21 protein-coding genes are annotated in these 18763 nt (G+C 71.4%); 12 read left to right on the forward strand and 9 right to left on the reverse strand.

The features are described from left to right. Positions 1-30 precede the first annotated feature (30 nt). Positions 31-717 (forward strand): DUF8020 domain-containing protein, encoded by a 687-nt coding sequence (locus LX12_RS18215; RefSeq protein WP_253656017.1) that lies wholly within the window; start codon positions 31-33, stop codon positions 715-717. Positions 718-733: 16 nt separating this feature from the next. Here LX12_RS18215 and LX12_RS18220 read toward each other — a convergent pair whose 3' ends face one another. The 4 genes from LX12_RS18220 to LX12_RS18235 are packed head-to-tail and all read right to left on the reverse strand — an operon-like array spanning position 734 to position 3259. Further along, the gene (locus LX12_RS18220) at positions 734-1129 is read right to left on the reverse strand and encodes a YchJ family protein (RefSeq protein ID WP_253656018.1); all 396 of its coding nucleotides are present in this window, start codon (positions 1127-1129) and stop codon (positions 734-736) included. A 22-nt stretch (positions 1130-1151) separates the two neighbouring features. Further along, complete coding sequence (locus tag LX12_RS18225; protein ID WP_253656019.1) at positions 1152-1901, reverse strand: MBL fold metallo-hydrolase; 750 nt, start codon at positions 1899-1901, stop codon at positions 1152-1154. A 39-nt stretch (positions 1902-1940) separates the two neighbouring features. Further along, positions 1941-2732 (reverse strand): alpha/beta fold hydrolase, encoded by a 792-nt coding sequence (locus LX12_RS18230; RefSeq protein WP_253656020.1) that lies wholly within the window; start codon positions 2730-2732, stop codon positions 1941-1943. Beyond that, complete coding sequence (locus LX12_RS18235) at positions 2729-3259, reverse strand: TetR/AcrR family transcriptional regulator (protein WP_253656021.1); 531 nt, start codon at positions 3257-3259, stop codon at positions 2729-2731. The genes LX12_RS18230 and LX12_RS18235 overlap by 4 nt, the downstream gene beginning before the upstream one ends. Positions 3260-3591: 332 nt before the next feature. On the opposite strand from LX12_RS18235, the gene LX12_RS18240 reads away from it, so the two are divergent. The 8 genes from LX12_RS18240 (at position 3592) to LX12_RS18275 (ending at position 10512) form a co-directional block, all read left to right on the forward strand. Next, positions 3592-4263 carry an HAD family hydrolase gene (locus LX12_RS18240; protein ID WP_253656022.1) on the forward strand — a complete coding sequence of 224 codons (672 nt, stop codon included), beginning with the start codon at positions 3592-3594 and terminating at the stop codon, positions 4261-4263. Positions 4264-4323: 60 nt separating this feature from the next. After that, a complete protein-coding gene (locus tag LX12_RS18245) occupies positions 4324-5538 on the forward strand; it encodes a sedoheptulose 7-phosphate cyclase (RefSeq protein WP_253656023.1) in 1215 nt (404 codons plus the stop codon). Further along, positions 5531-6391, forward strand: coding sequence for an O-methyltransferase (locus LX12_RS18250; RefSeq protein ID WP_253656024.1), 861 nt, complete (start codon positions 5531-5533; stop codon positions 6389-6391). Before LX12_RS18245 ends, LX12_RS18250 begins: the two co-directional genes overlap by 8 nt. Further along, a complete protein-coding gene (locus LX12_RS18255; RefSeq protein WP_253656025.1) occupies positions 6388-7698 on the forward strand; it encodes an ATP-grasp domain-containing protein in 1311 nt (436 codons plus the stop codon). Before LX12_RS18250 ends, LX12_RS18255 begins: the two co-directional genes overlap by 4 nt. A gap of 1 nt (position 7699) precedes the next feature. Next, complete coding sequence (locus LX12_RS18260; protein WP_253656026.1) at positions 7700-8734, forward strand: D-alanine--D-alanine ligase family protein; 1035 nt, start codon at positions 7700-7702, stop codon at positions 8732-8734. Next, positions 8731-9501, forward strand: coding sequence for a TauD/TfdA dioxygenase family protein (locus LX12_RS18265; protein ID WP_253656027.1), 771 nt, complete (start codon positions 8731-8733; stop codon positions 9499-9501). The genes LX12_RS18260 and LX12_RS18265 overlap by 4 nt, the downstream gene beginning before the upstream one ends. Before the next feature lie 97 nt (positions 9502-9598). Beyond that, complete coding sequence (locus LX12_RS18270; RefSeq protein ID WP_253656028.1) at positions 9599-10324, forward strand: HemK2/MTQ2 family protein methyltransferase; 726 nt, start codon at positions 9599-9601, stop codon at positions 10322-10324. A gap of 20 nt (positions 10325-10344) precedes the next feature. Then, positions 10345-10512 (forward strand): CDGSH iron-sulfur domain-containing protein, encoded by a 168-nt coding sequence (locus LX12_RS18275; RefSeq protein ID WP_301284820.1) that lies wholly within the window; start codon positions 10345-10347, stop codon positions 10510-10512. A gap of 40 nt (positions 10513-10552) precedes the next feature. On the opposite strand, the gene LX12_RS18280 is transcribed toward LX12_RS18275, so the two are convergent. Next, entirely contained in the window at positions 10553-11569 is a 1017-nt protein-coding gene (locus LX12_RS18280) for an iron-containing redox enzyme family protein (protein WP_253656030.1), read from the reverse strand. A gap of 55 nt (positions 11570-11624) precedes the next feature. Next, positions 11625-12503, reverse strand: a complete 879-nt coding sequence (locus LX12_RS18285; protein WP_253656031.1) for an SDR family NAD(P)-dependent oxidoreductase — start codon at positions 12501-12503, stop codon at positions 11625-11627. A gap of 101 nt (positions 12504-12604) precedes the next feature. Between LX12_RS18285 and LX12_RS18290 the strand changes: the two genes are divergently transcribed. Continuing rightward, entirely contained in the window at positions 12605-14218 is a 1614-nt protein-coding gene (locus LX12_RS18290) for a phytoene desaturase family protein (RefSeq protein ID WP_253656032.1), read from the forward strand. Positions 14219-14258: 40 nt separating this feature from the next. Then, positions 14259-14693, forward strand: coding sequence for an SRPBCC family protein (locus tag LX12_RS18295; protein ID WP_253656033.1), 435 nt, complete (start codon positions 14259-14261; stop codon positions 14691-14693). Between the two features lie 67 nt (positions 14694-14760). Here the strand turns inward: LX12_RS18295 and LX12_RS18300 are convergent, their stop codons facing one another. After that, a complete protein-coding gene (locus LX12_RS18300) occupies positions 14761-15627 on the reverse strand; it encodes a DUF892 family protein (RefSeq protein ID WP_253656034.1) in 867 nt (288 codons plus the stop codon). A 142-nt stretch (positions 15628-15769) separates the two neighbouring features. On the opposite strand from LX12_RS18300, the gene LX12_RS18305 reads away from it, so the two are divergent. Then, complete coding sequence (locus LX12_RS18305; RefSeq protein ID WP_253656035.1) at positions 15770-16435, forward strand: hypothetical protein; 666 nt, start codon at positions 15770-15772, stop codon at positions 16433-16435. Here LX12_RS18305 and LX12_RS18310 read toward each other — a convergent pair. After that, positions 16410-17276 carry an acyl-CoA thioesterase gene (locus LX12_RS18310; RefSeq protein ID WP_253656036.1) on the reverse strand — a complete coding sequence of 289 codons (867 nt, stop codon included), beginning with the start codon at positions 17274-17276 and terminating at the stop codon, positions 16410-16412. The genes LX12_RS18305 and LX12_RS18310 overlap by 26 nt on opposite strands. A 35-nt stretch (positions 17277-17311) precedes the next feature. Continuing rightward, a complete protein-coding gene (pyk, locus tag LX12_RS18315; protein WP_253656037.1) occupies positions 17312-18730 on the reverse strand; it encodes a pyruvate kinase in 1419 nt (472 codons plus the stop codon). Between the last annotated feature and the right edge of the window lie 33 nt (positions 18731-18763).

An 18763-nucleotide genomic window follows, 5' to 3' on the forward strand; every position in this document is an offset into this window, starting at 1 on the left:
CTCGCGGGTCCGCCGTCGGATAGCATCCGCGTGATCAGTTCTGAGGGGGACATCATGCGGGGTGGACGCATGGTCATCGCCGCGCGCACGACGTCGGTCGTGGCGCCGGCGGTGGTCGCGGCGATGGTCATCGGGGGCAGCGTCTCGGGTACGGCGGGCGCGGACGCCCCGCCGACCTATCGGGTCGCGGTCACCCACGACGGCAGCATCACGTCGGCGCTGTCGGGGGCGACGTTCCGGCAGGCGCCGGACGGGTTGGTCGTCACCGATCCCCGCGGGCACGTGCTCGATCGCATCCCGACCTCCGTCCCGCTCGACGGGACACCGGTGTCGCTGCGGACCTCGCTCGGTGCCGACGGCCGCACGGCGACGTTGACGCCCGAGCTCCCGGCCGCGGTGGCCACCGCGCTGAGGCACGGCGAGCACCCGGTCTCGGCGGCCAAGGACCGCGCCTACTACGACATGCTCTTCCATGTCGCCAACGGCCTGAACCGTGCCGGCACGGTCGCCGCGGCCGCCGGGGCGGGAGTCGGGACGGTCGTCGGCGCGGCGGTCGGACTCGTGGTGGGCTGCACCGTGTTCGGCGCGTGCATCCTGGCCGTACCGGGTGCCGCCGTCGGGGCCGCGGTCGGCGCGGGTGTCGCGGGCGCGGTCGGGACGCAGTACGGCGACCCGAAGGCCGCGCAGTCGGTCCTCACCTGGATCACCACCCGCTGACGCGGGGGCGGCGACCTCAGCCGACCACACCGTCGAGGTAGTACCAGCGGCCGTCGTCCCGCACGAAGCGGCTGCGCTCCGCGAGGACGCCGCGCCCGTCGGCTGAGCGGTGGAACGCACGGAACGCCACCTCCCCGTCGTCGTCGAACGGACCGCCCGCGACGACGTCGACGACGTCCAGGCGGTACCACCGCACGTCCGGGTCGAGGTCGAGGCACTCCGGCCGGGTGGTCGGGTGCCAGGACGCCCGCAGGTGGGCGACGTCGCCGACCGCGAAGGCCGTGAACCGTGACCGCATCAGCGTCTCGGCGGTCGGAGCCGGACGCGTGCCGTCCAGGCGCGGCCCACAGCACTCCCCGTACGTCAGCCCCGACGTGCACGGACAGCGCGACGCGGGATCGGGTGGGCTCACGTGCCCGAGTGTGTCAGCGGCGTCAGCTGCGCGTCGACCGGGCGCGGTCGACCGCGGCGGCGACGCCCTCGTGCCAGGGCTCGCCGTGACCGGGCAGGACGGTCGTGGCCCCCGTCGCCGCGAGCGCGTCCAGCGACGCGAGGTTCCGGTCGATGTCGGCGGTGGCCGCGCCCGCGACGATCCGGGGTCCGGTCTCGCCGGTGTAGGGGTCGAGGGTGACGAGCGCGTCGCCGGCGATGACGACCCCGCGGTCGGGCCAGTGCAGCGCGACGTGTCCCGCCGTGTGCCCGGGCGTGGGGATCACCTGTGTGCCGGCGGGCAACGGGGTGCCCGCGTCGAGGGTCGTGACCTGCCGCGAGGGGACACCGCGCACGACGAGGGCACCCGCCCCGACCATCGCCCCGAGGAGCGGCCACGACCGTGGGTGTCGCAGGGGCGCCCCGACCCGGGAGTTCTCGTGCAGGTAGCGGTACGGGTGCGCCACCAGTCGACGATCCAGCTCGGGCGCCAGGATCGGCAGGTCCCAGCGGCCGGCGAGACGTCGCGCCGTGCCGACGTGGTCGAAGTGGCCGTGCGTGAGGACGACAGCGGTGATGTCCGCCGGCGTGTGCCCCAGATCGGCGATCGCGTCGAGCAGAGGTCGGTAGGACCGGGGCAGGCCGGTGTCGACGAGGAGGAGCCCCCCGTCGGTCTCCACCAGGTACAGGTTCGTGTGCGCGTGCTCGAGCCGGTGGATCCCCGGCGCGACGTCACGGTCCCAGCGCGTGGTCATGGGCGGCGGGTACCCGGCGTCGGGGGTCGGAAATGGCGGTCAGGCGCGGGTCCCGACGTCCTCACCGCGCAGGAAGGCGAGCGTGGCCGCGGCGAAGTCGTCGGGGCGGTCGCGGTGCACACTGTGCCCTGTCGGGATGGCCAGGAAGCGACCATCCGGCAGTGCCCCGGCGAGAGTGCGCAGGTGCCGCGGCGGCAGGAAGCTCTGGTCGCCTCCGGAGATGACGAGCACGGGTGTGCTCACGCGACGCAGCCCGGCCCACCAGTCCGGGTCCGGCGCGTCGAACTCCGCCTGGACGGTGGGCGCGAGGCGGGCGTCGAAGCGCATCACCGGACGCGGGTCCCGGATCACGTCGAGGACACCGAGCACCAGCTCACGCGGTGACGAGCGCGGTGTGATGCCCTCCGCGACATCGGCGGCGTCCCGGGGGGTCGGCGGCACCTCCTCGAGGACGAGACGACCGAACCGTCCCGGGGTCGCCATCGCGGCGCGCAGCGCCACGTGGGCGCCCAGCGAGTGGGCGACGACGTCGACGGTCTGCGCGTCCGGGAGGTCCTCGACGACGGACAGCAGATCGTCACGAAGCCGATCGAGCTCGTACACGCCGCGCGAACTCTGCCCGTGGCCGCGTTGGTCGTAGGAGATCACCGGTCGACCGTCGGCCCGGAGCCCCGCGGCCAACCGACGCCAAGTGGTGTGGTCGCCGCCCATGCCGTGCACGGCGAGCACCGGTGTGCCGGTACCGCCGCGTGACCGTCGGACGGCGAGGTCGATCGGGACGCCGTGGTCCGTCCTCCGCACCCACCGGACGCCGCTCTCCGGGCCGCTCACGCCTCCCCGAGCCCGCCCAGCAGGATGTCGACCGCCTCGGCGATCACCCGGTCGTCGGGCAACTCGCCGTACATGACGGCGGGACACAGCACGACGCCCGACATCATCTGGACCGCCGCGTCGCGGCGCCGCTCGTCGGTGGTCACCGACAGCAGATGCCGGATGTGGCGTTCGCCGTCGGCGACGAGCGCCTTGCGGACCTCACCGATCTCGTCGACCGTGGCCCCCTGCTGCGCGAGGGCCATCAGGACCTTGTCGAGGGCGAGTTCCTCGATCGCGGTGCGGAAGGCGGTCACCTCCGCGACGAGATCGGCCCGCAGGTCACCGGTGGACTCGGCGTGGGGCATGTCGCCGAGGGACTCCACCGCGATACGCAACAGATCCGCCCGGGACGGCCAATGCGTGTAGAGCGTCGTCTTCGAGTACCCGGCCACGCGCGCCACATGGGCGTGCGTCACCGCGTCCCATCCCTCCTCCGCGAGCAGGCGTCGGACGGTACGGGAGACGTCGGCACGTGTGCGTGCCACGCGCGCATCCTCGTTGCTCACCGTCATCTCCGGTTCGGTCGTGGACCCCCATGTCACCTGCTGTCACACACGACTCTGCCATCACCTGCGGCCCCGACGCCCGAACGGCCCCGACATTTTTCGGACAGAACTTTTCGTCGAAACGCTATTGAACGAAGCGACCGGTACTGTACTGTGAGCACATATGCCTGTGTTGTGAGTGAAACCCACGCGCTCTCAACGTCATTGACGTGTGAGGACTAATTCCCGACAGTCGCCGGTTCTCACTGGCACCCCGCCCGACGCGAGATCAGACACTTCGCGCGCGCATCACAACCACCGGAAGGCACATCGTGTCCGCAGTCCTGTTCGGTTCCATCAGCACCCTCGTCGACACCTCGGAGATCCAGCGGCGCGCCTTCAACGAGGCCTTCCGGTCGCACGGGCTGGACTGGGAGTGGTCGCGCGACGACTACCGTTCGATGTTGGACAGCAACGGCGGCGCCAACCGCATCGCCGACTACGCCGGGCAGCGCGGCGAGAAGGTCGACGCCGACGCGGTCCACGCCACGAAGTCGGAGATCTTCCGGACTCTCCTGCTGCAGGAGGGCGCATCGGCCCGCCCCGGTGTCGTCGAGACCATCAGCACCGCCCGCGAACGCGGGATCAAGGTCGGCCTCGTCACGACGACGTCCCAGGAGAACGTGGCGGCCGTGCTCTCCGCGCTCGGCCCCGACGTCACCGCGGAGTCGTTCGACATCGTCACCGACGTCACCTCCGTCGACTCACCCAAGCCGGACAAGGCCGTCTACGAGTACGCGCTCGCCCAGCTCGGTGAGTCCGCCGACGCCACCGTCGCGATCGAGGACAACGTGGGCGGCGTGACCGCGGCCGCGGCCGCCTCGATCCGCTGCGTCGCCTTCCCGAACGAGAACACCGCCGGCACCACGTTCGCCGACGCCCTCGAACAGGTCGACGCCCTCGACCCCGCGCACGTGGGTGACCTCGCGTCCGCGGCCGCCTGACCCGACGACCGACACGACCTCGATCGCAGCTCCGCCGATCGCAGCAGACCAGGAGAACCCATGAGCAACATGCAGGCCAGCGTGACCGCGACGGACACCTCGTTCCACGTCGAGGGGTACGAGAGGATCGAGTACGACCTCGTCTACGTCGACGGCGTGTTCGACACGGAGAACCGGCATCTCGCCGACGCCTACACCCCCTACGGACGGTGTCTGATGGTCGTCGACGAGTCGGTCGCGGCCCTGTACGGCGATCGGTTCCGGGCCTACTTCGCCCACCACGGCATCGACCTGACGGTGCACGAGGTGGCCATCGCCGAGACGGCGAAGTCGCTGGAGACGTTCGAGCAGATCGTCACCGCGTTCGACGCGTTCGGACTCGTGCGGACCGAGCCGGTGCTGGTCGTCGGTGGCGGGTTGAGCACGGACGTGGCCGGATTCGCCTGTGCCGCCTACCGTCGCAACACCCCCTACATCCGGATCCCGACCACCCTCATCGGTCTCATCGACGCCAGCGTGTCGATCAAGGTCGCCGTCAACCACGGCAAGCACAAGAACCGTCTCGGCGCCTACCACGCGTCGCAGCAGGTGCTGCTGGACTTCTCCTTCCTCGCGACCCTGCCGGAGGACCAGGTCCGCAACGGCATGGCCGAGCTCATCAAGATCTCGGTGGTCGGCAACCGGGAGATCTTCGACCTGCTCGACGAGCACGGACCCGAGCTGCTGCGCACCCGGTTCGGGCACCTCGACGGCACTCCCGAGATCCGGGCGATCGGCGATCGCGTCACCTACGCGGCCATCGCGACGATGCTCGAGCTCGAGTCGCCCAACCTGCACGAGATCGACCTCGACCGCGTCATCGCGTTCGGTCACACCTGGAGTCCCACACTGGAACTCACGCCGCCGGCGCCGTACTTCCACGGCCACGCGATCAACGTCGACATGGCCTACTCCACGACGCTGGCCGAGCAGCGAGGACACATCACGCCCGAGGAGCGCGACCGGGTCCTCGGCGCGATGAGCCGTATCGGACTGGCCCTGGACAGCCCGTACTTCACCGGTGAGCTGCTGACCGAGGCCACGGACTCCATCCTGCGCACCCGCGACGGGATCCTCCGCGCCGCCATCCCCAGCCCGATCGGCAGCTGCGTGTTCCTCAACGACGTGTCCACCGGCGAGCTCGTCGACACCCTCGAGGTGCACCGCAAGATCTGCGCCGAGTTCCCGCGCGGTGGCGAGGGCACGGGCATGTTCACCGACCGCAGCGATGCCTGACGGTCCCTCCGGCGCGCACACCCTCCCCGCACCGCGGCCGGTCACACCGACCACCGTCCTCGCCGCGGAGTTGATCGAGCTGTGTGATCGTCTCGCCGACGCCGGGGTGGCCGACGACGTGCTCGCGGCGGCGCGTCGATCCCGCGATCTCGCAACGGGTCTCGACGAGTACGTCGCGGCGTGCACCTCGCCGGAGACGTCGGAGCTCGCCGGGTTGACCCGGCGCACGCAGGGCCACGACTGGGACGCCGACGCGCACACGGTGCCGTTGGAACAGGAGATGCTGTCCGGTCACGTCGAGGGGCGGTTCCTGGAGTTCCTCGTCCACATGGCGGGCGCGCGCCGGATCCTCGAGCTCGGCATGTTCACCGGGTACTCGGCGCTGGCGATGGCGCAGGCGGCCGGTCCGGGCGCCCGCGTGGTGGCGAGCGAGATCGACGCCCGCGTGGCGGCGTTCGCGCAGGAGTCGTTCGCCGAGGCCGGTGTCGCCGACCGGATCGACGTACTGGTCGGTCCCGCCGACGACACCCTGCGCGAGCTCGCCGGACACGCCGAGCGTGGCGGGATCGAGCCTTTCGACCTCGTCTTCATCGACGCGGACAAGGCGGGATACGGCCGCTATCTCGATCGTCTGCTCGAGTCGTCGCTGTTGGCGCCGCATGCGGTGATCGCGGTCGACAACACCCTGATGCAGGGTCAGCCCTATCGCGACGGCACCCCGGTCACCGAGAACGGTCGCGCGATCGCCGCGTTCAACGCCGCGGTCGCAGACGACGACCGGGTCGAGCAGGTGCTCGTGCCCATCCGTGACGGGGTCACCCTGATCCGCCGGGCGGGGACGCGGTCGTCGTGACGTCGCTGCGCGAGGCGAACGCGGCGCGCACCGTGGCGGTGCTCGCCGCCTCGGCGGTGACGGCGGTGATCGACGGGATCGTGGTCGGTGCCGCCCTCGTCGGCGGTCGACGTCCGGCACCGGCACGTCCGGCCCCGCGGCGCCGCACCGTGCTCGTGACGGGCGGGAAGATGACCAAGTCGCTCGCGCTGGCGCGCGCGTTCCACGCCGCGGGACACCGTGTGGTCCTCGTCGAGTCGGCGAAGTACCGACTGACCGGACACCGGTTCTCGCGTGCGGTCGACGCCTTCCACACCACCCCCGAGATCGGCTCGCCGGACTACGCCCGTGCGCTCGCCGACATCGTCGACCGGGAACGCGTCGACGTGGTGGTGCCGGTGTCGAGCCCCGCGTCGAGCGTCGTCGAGGCCGCCGCCCGATCGCTCCTCGACGACCGGTGCGAGGTGCTGCACGGCGACGTCGACACCATCGCGATGCTCGACGACAAGGCCGCGTTCTGCGAACGTGCGGAGAAGCTGGGGTTGTCGGTGCCGCACTTCGCACGGATCACCCACCCCGCGCAGATCGACGACTTCGACTTCCGACCGGGGCGCGAGTACATCCTCAAACGCATCGCCTACAACCCGGTGGGGCGCATGGACCTCACGCGTCTGCGGGCCGAGACCCCTGCGGAGAACGCGCGATTCGCGCGATCCCTCTCGATCAGCGACGAGGATCCCTGGATCCTGCAGGAGTTCGTCGCCGGCACGGAGTACTGCACCCACGGCACCGTCCGCGACGGACGACTTCAGGTGTGGGCGTGCTGCGAGTCCTCGGCGTTCCAGATCAACTACGCGATGGTCGACCACCCGCGCATCCGCGAGTGGGTCGAGACCTTCCTCGCGCCGACCGGTCTCACGGGGCAGGCGTCGTTCGACTTCATCGAGGCACCCGACGGCGAGGTCTACGCGATCGAGTGCAACCCGCGGACGCACTCGGCCATCACCATGTTCTACGACCACCCCGAACTGGCCGCGGCCTACCTCGAGGACGGGCACCCGACCATCGTGCCGACGGCGACGTCGAGACCGACGCACTGGATCTACCACGAACTGTGGCGCCTGCTCACCGGACCCGGCCGGCGGGCGCGATGGGCGAGCATCCGACGCAGCACCGACGCGATCTTCACGCCCGACGACCCCGTGCCGTTCTTCATGGTCCACCACGTCCACATCCCGTCGCTCCTGCTCGCGAACCTGCGGGCGCGCAGGGGTTGGGCGCGCATCGATCTCAACATCGGCAAGCTGGTCGAGAACGGCGGTGACTGACATGCCGCGTCGTCTGCTGCACCTGGTGGGCTCCCCCGTCGACGAGTTCTTCGCCGACCTGTCGCGGCTCTACGCCGGCGGGTGTCTCGAGGCTCTTGCGGGTGACGACCGGTACGAGCACGTCATCGCGCACGTCTCCCCCGACCGCGCGTGGACCTTCCCGACCGACCTCGACCCGGCGACGATCGCCGCCGCCGAACAGCACGACGTGTCCGCGGCCATCGCCCACATCCGGTCGCTCGACATCGATGCCGTCGTCCCCCAGATGTTCTGCCGTCCCGGCATGACCGCCTACCGGTCGCTGTTCGCGGTGCTCGGCATCGACGTCGTCGGCAACAGCGCCGAGGTCATGGCCGTCGCCGCCGACAAGGCACAGGCGCGAGCCGTCGTCGCGGCCGCCGGGGTCGCGGTCCCCGCCGGGGAGGTCGTGACCCGTGGCGACACGCCGCACATCGCACCGCCGCTCGTCGTCAAGCCCGTCGACGCCGACAACTCCGTGGGCGTCACGCTGGTCACCGACACAGCCGAACTGCCGTCCGCACTCGACGAGGCCTTCGCACACGGCACGTCGGCACTCGTGGAGGAGTTCGTGCCGCTCGGACGAGAGGTCCGCTGCGGCATCGTCGTCCGCGACGGCGAACTCGTGTGCCTCCCCCTCGAGGAGTACGCGGTCGACGCGGACACCGCGCCGATCCGCACACCGCAGGACAAACTGTCGCGCGGTGACGACGGCGACCTGTTCCTGGTGGCGAAAACCGCCGACCGCGCCTGGATCGTCCCCGACGACGACCCCGTGGTCGCCGCCGTGCACGACGCGGCGCGGCGGGCCCACACCGCACTCGGGTGTCGGCACTACAGCCTCTTCGACTTCCGCATCGACCCGGACGGCACACCGTTCTTCCTCGAGGCCGGGCCCTACTGCTCCTTCTCGGCGGGCAGCGTGATCGCCGTGATGGCCGCGGCCGCCGGCATCGACGTCACCACACTCTTCGACACCGTGCTGCACGAACTCGACCGCGAGAGGGCCACCCTGTGAAAGCCACCCCGATGCACCCGTTCGGCGTACGGGTCACCGACATCACCGTCGGCGCACTGGATCCCGACACCGTCGACGCCCTGCGGGGGCTGCTCGCCGAGCACGGCGTCGCGGTGTTCCCGGGCCAGGACGTCGACGACGCCGCGTTCCTCGACTTCCTGCACGCGTTCGGCGAGACCACGTTCACGCAGGGCGAGACGCCGGTGCCGGACTTCCCGGAACTGAACGTGATCTCGAACGTCGGACGCACCACACCGCCGCGATCGCAGTTCCACACCGACACCAGCTACGTGGCCCATCCGCCCGCGTACACCGCGCTGCGCGCCGTCGAGGTCCCGGATCAGGGCGGACAGACCCTCTTCGCCGACCAGTACCGCGCGTTCGAGACCCTCCCGGACGTGGTCCGCGAGGACCTCACCCAGCGCACGGTCACCCATGTCGTCACCGGCCTCGAGCTCGACGACGACGCCGAGACCTCCGCCGACCACCCCCTGGCCGCCCCGCACCCGCGGTCCGGCCGGGTCGCCCTCTACCTCTCGACTCCGCAACGCTGCGCGGCGATCTCGGGTCTGAGCGCCGAGGAGGCGCAGGACACGATCCTGTCCCTGCTCGAGCACAGCACACGCGACGACAACGTCCTGGCACACGCGTGGTCGCCGGGCGACGTGGTGATGTGGGACAACCGCTGCGTGCTGCACCGCGCCGACCACTCGGGGGTCGTCGGGGACCGGGTGATGCACCGCGGGATGGTGCTCGAATCCGTCTGACGTCCGTCAAGGTTTGACCCGTCGGCCCACTGGGTATGTCACCGATGAGGTGTCGACCGCCACGGCACCGATCGACATCGACGTCGCGAGGTGACCCGTGCTCCTGCAGTCCCCGTTCCCGGCCCCGGCCGGTGCGCCCGCCCCCGTTCTCCCCACACCCCCGCATGCCGACGACCTCGTCGTCGACCTGTCCGTCTATGCGCCACAGAGTGATTCGTACCTGCTCGTCGAGGCCATCCGGGGCCTCGGGGACCGGATCGCCGGTGCACGCGTCCTGGACCTGTGCTGCGGCACCGGGATCGCGGCCGTCACCGCCGCCCGGCAGCGCGCCGCGGAGGTCCTGGCGCTGGATCTCAACCCCGCCGCGGTCCGCAGTGCGGCGGCCAACGCCGCCCGCCATGCCCCGGCGATGCACGCGCGTCGTGGCTGCCTCACCGACGCGATCGAACACGGCCCCTTCGACGTCGTGGTCTGCAACCCGCCGTACGTCCCGGCCCCGCGCGACGACGTCGACCACGCGTCGGCCGAATCCGCCTGGGACGCCGGGAACGACGGACGGTCGGTCCTGGACCCGCTGTGCCGCACGCTGCCCGACCTGCTGGGTGCGGGCGGTGTCGCACTCATCGTGCACTCCGAGGTCGCGGGCATCGACACGACCGTCGAGGCGTGCCGGGACGCCGGCCTCACGGCAGACGTGCTCAGCCGCACCCGGATCCCGCTCGGCCCGGTCATGCGTGAACGCCGCGACTGGCTGGTGGAGCGGGGACTGCTGCCCGCCGACGCCGACACCGAGGAACTCGCCGTGATCCGGGCGTCCCGGTGACCGAGCGACGGACCGTCCGGATGGTGACCAACGGACCGATCATGGTCGAGGGACCGGTCCGCGTGGAGATGCCCAGCGGCGAGGTCGTCGAGTCCGACCGGTTCATGGTGGCGCTGTGCGCGTGCAAGCGCAGCAAGACGTTCCCGCTCTGCGACACCAGTCACCGACGACGGGTGCGGGCGGGCTGAGCGGTCCCCGTGGGGTGTCGTCGCCGACACCCCGCGGGGCTCAGTCGAGCGCGATGGCGGGGCGCCCCGCCGTCCAGGCGTCCATCATGTGGGCGGCGAGCCGATCCTCGACGACGCCGAAGGCCCGCATGCCGAACAGGACGTCGGGTGCCGTCTCCGGCTCCCGAGCGAGCAGGTCACCGACCACGTCGGTGCGGAGCACCTGCTCGTGGACGGCGTCGGCCTCGACGTGTTCGAGGTAGAAGGCCCGACAGGCATGCGGTGCGTCCAACCGCGCCAGAGCCTCGGCCAGTCGTCGTGACCCCGGCGACGACGTGATCTCGGTGGCGGCGAGGTGCCCGACGGTCGCGCCGCGCGAGGAGCGGTGCAGGCCGAACATCGTCATCAGGTTCACCGGGACCAGAGCCGCGGCCGGTGCCCGGTCGAGGTAGCCCAGGTAGGTGGTGTCTAGGTCGGCGGCCCGCAGGAGATCGGCGAAGAGCTGCTGGTGCACACGGTCTCCCCGTCCCCCGCCGAACTCGTCGAACTCGACCGCGACGAACGACGCCTTGGCCTGACCCGACAGCCGCGGGATGGCCCAGGCGTGCGGATCGGCCTCCTTGAGATGGTAGATCGAGCGCAGGGCGAACATCTCCCGCATCTCCTCCCAGGTCCCCTCGTGGCGCAGGAACCAGGACGGCCCCTCGCCGTCGATCGGCTCGGTCGACAGCGCGTCCATCTCCGCCTCGACCTCGGCGGCGCCGGTGTCCGACGGAACGCCGGCGTCAGCGACGACCGCGGTGCGGAAGACCTGCTCGAGCTGTGCGCGCAGCGCGAGCAGCGCGGGACTCCACTCCCATTCGGGGTCGACGCCCGCGAACCCGCGGTAGTGCAGCTCGTAGCAGACGTGGAGCGCGAGGTGCAGATCGTCACCGTACGGATCGGCGGCCTCGACCACAGCGACGTCGTCGACGACGGTCGCGGTGGGGTCGATCGCGTCGGCGTCGGAGGCGAGCAGCGTCACGACCGCCCGCGAGACGGGTCCGCGAGGGGCGGGTAGCTGCGGAGCGAGGCCCACGGTGTCGGTCGACGGTGCGGGTGCGAGTGTGTCGGTGATGATTCCTCCTGGGGGATCAGGTGGTGGGTGACGGATGGCGGGCGCGGCGGAGAGCCCGCGTGCAAGCGGTCAGGAGTCGGTGCCGTCCGGGACCGCCCGTCACGCGGGCGGCGACGTCGATCAGTCGCGCATCTGCTCCCACCAGGATGCGCCTGCGGCCGCGGGCGACCCCGGTCAGGACGGTCTCCGCTGCCGACGACGGCGAGGTGGCGGGGAGCAGACGGTCGAAGACGAGCGTGGTCCGTCGCCGGACCGCGTCGTCGGTGTAGACCGCGTCGTCGGCGATCGCGGTACGGACCGCACCGGGATGGACACAGTGCACGCGCACGGGTGAGGACCGCCGGATCAGCTCGGTCTGCAGCGCCTCGGTGTACCCGCGCACGGCGAACTTCGACGCGCTGTAGGCGCTCTGCAGCGGCGACGCGCGGAGACCGAACGCGCTGCCGATCGTGACCAGCGACCCGCGACCTCGTCTCTCCATCCGCGGCAGATACGCCTCGACCCCGTACCAGTTGACCGCCAGCACTCGACGCGCGGCGTCGTCGTCCTCGTTCTCGACCAGGGCGACCATCGTGGTCCCGGCCGCGGTGGCGGCGAGCGCCGGTGCGCCCAGGTCGGCCTCGACCCGCTCGGCGTGGGCCAGTACGGCGGGTCGGTCGGCGACGTCCAGACGGTCGACGACGACCCGGCCGCCCCGGTCACGACACCGGGCCGCGGTGACGGCGAGACGCTCGTCGTCGATGTCGACGAGCGCGACGTCGAACCCCGCGTCCGCCGCGGCGACGGCGATCGCGCGCCCGATCCCGGAACCGGCGCCGGTCACGACCGCCGGACCGGCGGAGGCAAGGGTGCGCAGCGCCGGGAGGACCGCTCTCTGCGACGACCTCGACCTCATGACATCCAGCACGCGATGCGTGTACCCCGCCGGGAGCGGTTCCAATCATGACGCCGGTCCCGGCGTTTACCCCGAGGACGCGAGGGGTAGACCCTGCCGCGATGACGACGACACCACGACCTCGATCCGGCACCGTCTCCGACGCCGTGGTGATCGGTGCGGGACACAACGGCCTGGTGGCGGCCATCCGCCTCGCCGACGCCGGGTGGGATGTGACCCTCCTCGAGGGCCAGGACACCCCGGGCGGGGCGGTACGCAGCGCCGAGCTCACACCGGGATACGTCACCGACCTCTACAGCGCGTTCTATCCGCTCGTGGTGGCCTCGCCCGCCTTCGCCGGCCTGGACCTGGAGTCGCACGGGTTGCGGTGGCGCCACGCCCCCACCGTGTACGGCCACCCGCTCTCCCCCGACGACACCGACGCAGCCGTCGTCCTGCGTGACCCGGCGGCGACCGCCGCCGGACTGGCCGCGCACGATCCCCGTGACGGCCGCACGTGGATCGAACTGGTCGAGCGGTGGCAGACGATCGGGCCGGCTCTGCTGGACACCCTGTTCCGTCCGTTCCCGCCGGTGCGTGGACCGGTTCAGCTGCTGCGCGCGCTCGACGCCGCCGACCTGCTCCGCCTCGCCCGGTTCCTCATCCTGCCGGCTGCGCGGATGGTGTCGGAGCTGTTCCACAGCGACCACGCGCGGATCCTGTTCCTGGGCAACGCGATGCACGCCGACATCCCGCTCGACGCACCGGGCAGCGGTCTGATGGGACTGCTGCTGACGATGCTCGCGCAGGACGGCGGGTTCCCGGTGCCCGAGGGCGGGTCCGGCGGACTCACCGACGCCCTGGTGGCCCGGGCACGTGCGGCGGGCGTCGAGATCGTGACGTCGGCCCCGGTCGAGAGGATCACGACGAGCGGCACGCGGGCGACCGGGGTGATGACCCGCGACGGCCGGCACCGGTCGGCGCGCCGCGCGGTGCTCGCCGACGTGTCCGCGCCCGCGCTGTACCGGCGCCTGCTCGACCCGGCCGTCGTGCCCGCACGGATCGCGGCCGACCTCGACCACTTCGAGTGGGACATGCCGGTGGTCAAGATCGACTACGCCGTCGGCAGCGCGATCCCCTGGCGCAGTGCGTCGTTGGCCGGGGCCGGAACCGTCCACCTCGGCGCCGACCAGCACGAGATGGTCCGCTGGATGGCCGACCTGACCACCGGCGAGGTCCCGCGACACCCCTTCCTGCTGATGGGCCAGATGACGACGGCGGATCCGACCCGCTCACCGGCGGGGACCGAGAGTGCCTGGGCCTACACGCATCTGCCACGTGGGGTGGTCGACGACGACTCCGCCCTGTCGCTGGCCGCACGGGTCGACGAGACCATCGAGGCACACGCTCCGGGCTTCCTCGACGCGGTGGTCGGGCGTCACGTGCAGACACCGGCCGAGCTCGCCGCGTCCGACGACAACCTCGAGGGCGGCGCGGTGAACGGCGGCACCTCGCAACTGCACCAGCAGCTGGTGTTCCGTCCCACCGCCGGCCTCGGTCGGCCGGAGACGCCGATCGAACGGCTCTACCTCGCGAGTGCGTCGGCGCATCCGGGCGGCGGCGTGCACGGTGCCTGCGGCAACAACGCCGCCCTGGCGGCGCTGCGGGCCGACGGCCTGCGCGGCGCACCACGACGACGCCTGACCCGATCGCTGGTCCGACGCTTCTCCACCTGATCCATCCACCATCGACCCCCGACCACAGGAAGGTGCCACCATGCCCGCAGTGACCTACGAGACCTCCGCGACGCCCGCCCAGGTGTGGTCGGTGCTGTCGAACGGATGGCTCTACTCCTCCTGGGTGGTCGGCACGTCACGCATCCGTGACGTCGACCCCGAGTGGCCCCGCGCCGGCGCACGCATCCACCACTCGGTCGGAGCGTGGCCCGTGCTGCTCGACGACGAGACCCGGTCACTCGAGTCCAGCGCCGGCCATCTCGAGTTGTCCGCGCACGCATGGCCTTTCGGCAGCGCGCGGATCGCCCTCACCGTCGAGAAGACCGACGGGGGGTCCCGCCTGGTGATGGACGAGCACGCCGAGACCCCGCCCTTCGCGTGGGCGCCGGACGAGGTGCAGCGGATCGCGATGGCGCCCCGACTGCGTGAATGCCTGCACCGTCTGGCCCTGCTCGCGGAGAACGGGGCCGGCTGACCCACCGCGCCCCGAGACGAGAACGGCGTCGACGCGATGATCGCGTCGGCGCCGTCGTGTGTCGGCGTCAGTTCTCGATGCCGACGATGTCCTGCGCGATGCCCGCGAGCCGCGTCTGCGCGGCCGAGACGATGCCACTGCGGTTGCGGTGGGTCTCTTCGTAGGCGACGACGGTCCGGATGTCGGACGGGTCGTCGATCTCCTTGATGCGCGCCACGATGTCGGTGACCGTCTTCGCGTCGTAGTCGGCGATCGGGAGGGTGTCGACGTCGACGTCCTCACCGGCCACCTCGTCACGGACCTTCTGCGCCTCCTTCTGGCCCTCCTCGACGACCGCCGCGGCGGTGTCCGGCGCGCGCCGGACCGACTCGACGACCTTGTCGATCGTGCGCATCGCGACGTTCGCCGGAACGGCGGCGGCGCGCAGCGCGACGCCCGCACCCCACTGACCGGGACCGCGGCGCAGGGCGACCGGTCCGCCGATGGCCTCCTCGGCGAGGACGGTCGTCAGCCACTCGACGGTGGCCTCGTGGGCCTCCACGAGCCGCTCCGCGAGGTCCTTCACCCCGTCGTCGCCCGCGGCCGTGGCCAGCGCGAGGAGGTAACGGGACCGGTCGAGCAGCTGGTGTTCGAGCGCGAGGTCGCCGAGGAGCGCCTCGTCGAGCGGCGCGACCTGCTCGGCGAGCGCCTTGCCGAGTGCGGTGAGCCGGCCCAGCAACGGCCGGACCACATCCGGTGCGGCGCCGATCGCACGGATGGCGCCCTCGATCTCGAGGGCGCGACGCCGGGCGTTCTCGGCGTTCTCGCCCAGTTCGGTGCGCACGGCCTCGGTGCGGGCCTGCGCGATCCGGGTGGTGGCCACCTGGATCTCGGTGTTGGTGAGGGCGAGCAGTGCTCGCAGTTGGTGGGTGATGGTCGTGGTCGACACGGTCATCTCGACGTCCTTCCTGCCTCGTCGGCATGGATCTCGGGGACGAGGACAGGGATATCCGGCGCGCGGGGGCCGCAAACCGGTGATGTGCGTCGCATCCCCGCGGTGGCGTTTCGCCGGGTGCGGGACCGGGAAGCCCGCCCGCATGGGTTCGGACTCCTCGCCGCTGCTCTCCGGGCTGGTCGGTGTCCCGTTCCGCGCCGCGGGCGTCCTGCGTCACGCGAGGGCGTTCCATCCGACCGGTCGCACCGTCACCGGCGCCCTCGACGTGGTCGAACCCGCGTTCGGTGCGGTCCGCCCGGGCCCGTCGGTGACCGTGCGCCTGTCGAAGGGCGTCGGACTGCCCGGCGGTGTCCCCGACATCCTCGGCGTCGCGATCCGGTTGTCGGTCGCCGACGGCGCGCCCTGGGACCTGTTGCTGGCCTCGTCGACCCGGTGGACCACACGCCTGCCCGTCCCGGTGCCGGCCGCGACCTGGTCCCGGACGACGTTCTCCTCCCTCACGCCGTTCGCCTGTGACGACGCGCTGTGGTGGGTCCGGGCGGAGACCGTCACCGACTCGCGGACCGCGGATCTCCCCGACGGGCCGGTCCACATCGTCCTGTCCCACGCGCGCGGGGGATCGTCGTTCCGACCGTTCGCCCGTGTGGACACGGACACGCGGACCGTGGCCGACGTCGACATGGACCCCGTGCGGAACCTCCCACCGGGCGTGACCATGGCGCCGCGCCCGCTCGCCCGGGTGCGCGCGGCCGCCTACGACAACAGCCGCGCGGGACGCCGGATCAGTCGCGGGTCGGGAAGACCTTGATCAACGCCTCCTGCGCGACCGTCGTCGCCAGGACGCCGTCACGGGTGAAGAACCGACCCGACGCGAGGCCCCGGGACCCGGCCGCGACCGGCGACTCGGTCGCGTAGAGCATCCAGTCGTCGAACCGGAACTCGCGGTGGAACCACATCGAGTGGTTGACGGTCGCCGCGAACAGTCGGTCGATCCCCCACGACAACCCGTGGGTGCTGATGACGGAGTCGAGCACGGTCGTGTCCGAGGCGTAACACATGGTCGCGACGTGCATCAGCGGGTCGTCGGGCAGGGTGCCGTCGGCGCGCATCCACACCCGGTTCTTCTCGATCCGCTCACCGGTCTCGCGCGCCTTCCACGTCGGGTCGTTGGCGAAGCGGATGTCGACCGGGTGGATGGCGTCGACGAACGCCGCGATGCGGTCCTCGTAGCCCTTGAAGTGCTCGCCGAGCGGCGGCAGATGCTCCGGGTAGGGCACCTCGGGGATCTCGACGGCGTGCTCCAGACCCGCCGCGTTGTCCTGGAACGCGACGAGCATGGTGACGATCTCGGCGTCGCCCTGCATCGCGGTGACCTGGCGGTTGGCGAAGCTGCGCGCGTCGCGGGACCGGTGCACGTGGTACTCGAGCGGCTTCGACGTGTCCCCACCGCGGATGAAGTGTGCGTGCACCGCGTGGACGGGCGGCGACCCCTTGGTGATGGTGTGCCCGGCGGCGATCACGCCCTGCGCGAGCAGTTGCCCGCCGAACGTCCGCGGCGTCTTCTGCTCGGGGTGCCGACCGACGAACACGTCGTCGCCGGCATCGGTCAGGTCGAACAGGTCGAGCAGCTTGTCCAGGTCAGACTGCATCGTCAGGTCCACACGTCCGCCCCCCGGTCGGTCCGCTAGTGATCCTCTTCCCCGATCCGGTGCACGTGGATCAGGTTGGTGGACCCCACCGTACCGGGAGGGGCACCGGCGACGATGACGACCTGATCGCCCGCGACGAGGCGACCGATCTGCAGCAGCGACTGGTCGACCTGACGGATCATCGCGTCGGTGGTCTCGACCGAGTCGACCAGGAACGTCTCGGTCCCCCAGCTCAACGCCAACTGGCTGCGCACCTCGGGCAGCGGGGTGAACGCCAGCAGCGGCAGCCGGGTGTGCAGTCGGGCCAGGCGCCGCACCGTGTCGCCGGACTGGGTGAACGCGACGAGCGCCTTGGCGTCGAGTCGCTCCCCGATGTCGCGAGCGGCGTAGGAGATGATGCCGCGCTTGGTGCGCGGGACGTGGCTGAGCGGCGGGACGTCGCGGGTGCCGTTCTCCACGGCGTTGACGATGCGGGCCATCGTCCGCACGGTCTCCATCACGTACTTGCCGACGGAGGTCTCCCCCGACAGCATCACCGCGTCGGCACCGTCGAGGACGGCGTTCGCGACGTCGGAGGCCTCCGCGCGGGTCGGCCGCGAGTTCTCGATCATCGACTCGAGCATCTGGGTCGCGACGATGACGGGCTTGGCGTTCTCCCGCGCCATCTGGATGGCCCGCTTCTGCACGAGCGGCACCTCCTCGAGCGGCAGCTCGACGCCGAGATCACCGCGGGCCACCATCACCGCGTCGAACGCCAGCACCACGGCCTCGAGGTTGTCGATCGCCTCGGGCTTCTCGAGCTTGGCGATGACCGGCACGCGTCGGCCGACGCGGTCCATCACGTCGTGGACGAGCTCGATGTCCGACGGTGAGCGCACGAACGACAGGGCGATGAGGTCGACACCGAGCCGGAGCGCGAACTCGAGGTCGGCGATGTCCTTCTCCGACAGCGCCGGCACGGACACGTTCATGCCGGGCAGGGACACCCCCTTGTTGTTGCTGACCGGTCCGCCCTCGGTCACCCGGCAGACGACGTCGTTTCCGTCGACGTCGGTGACCGTAAGGCCGACCTTGCCGTCGTCGACGAGCAGGCGGTCACCGGGCTGCGCGTCGAGGGCGAGTTCCTTGTACGTGGTCGACACGCGGTCGTGCGTGCCCTCGATCTCGTCGACGGTGATGCGGACCTGCTCGCCGGTGGCCCACTCGGTGCGACCCTGCTCGAAACGGCCGAGCCGGATCTTGGGGCCCTGCAGGTCGGCGAGCACACCGACCGCCCGCCCCGTGGTGTCCGACGCGGCACGCACGCGCTCGTACATCGCCTGGTGGTCGGCGTGGCTGCCGTGGCTGAAGTTCAGCCGCGCGACGTCCATCCCGCTCTCGACGAGCTCCCGCACGCGCTCGGCGCTGTCGGTCGCAGGGCCCAGCGTGCAGACGATCTTGGTGCGGCGATTCACGACGGTGAGCCTAGTCCTCCCCAGGGGGCGCCA

The sequence above is a fragment of the Williamsia serinedens genome (assembly GCF_024171725.1).
Classification (GTDB): Bacteria; Actinomycetota; Actinomycetes; order Mycobacteriales; family Mycobacteriaceae; genus Williamsia_A; species Williamsia_A serinedens.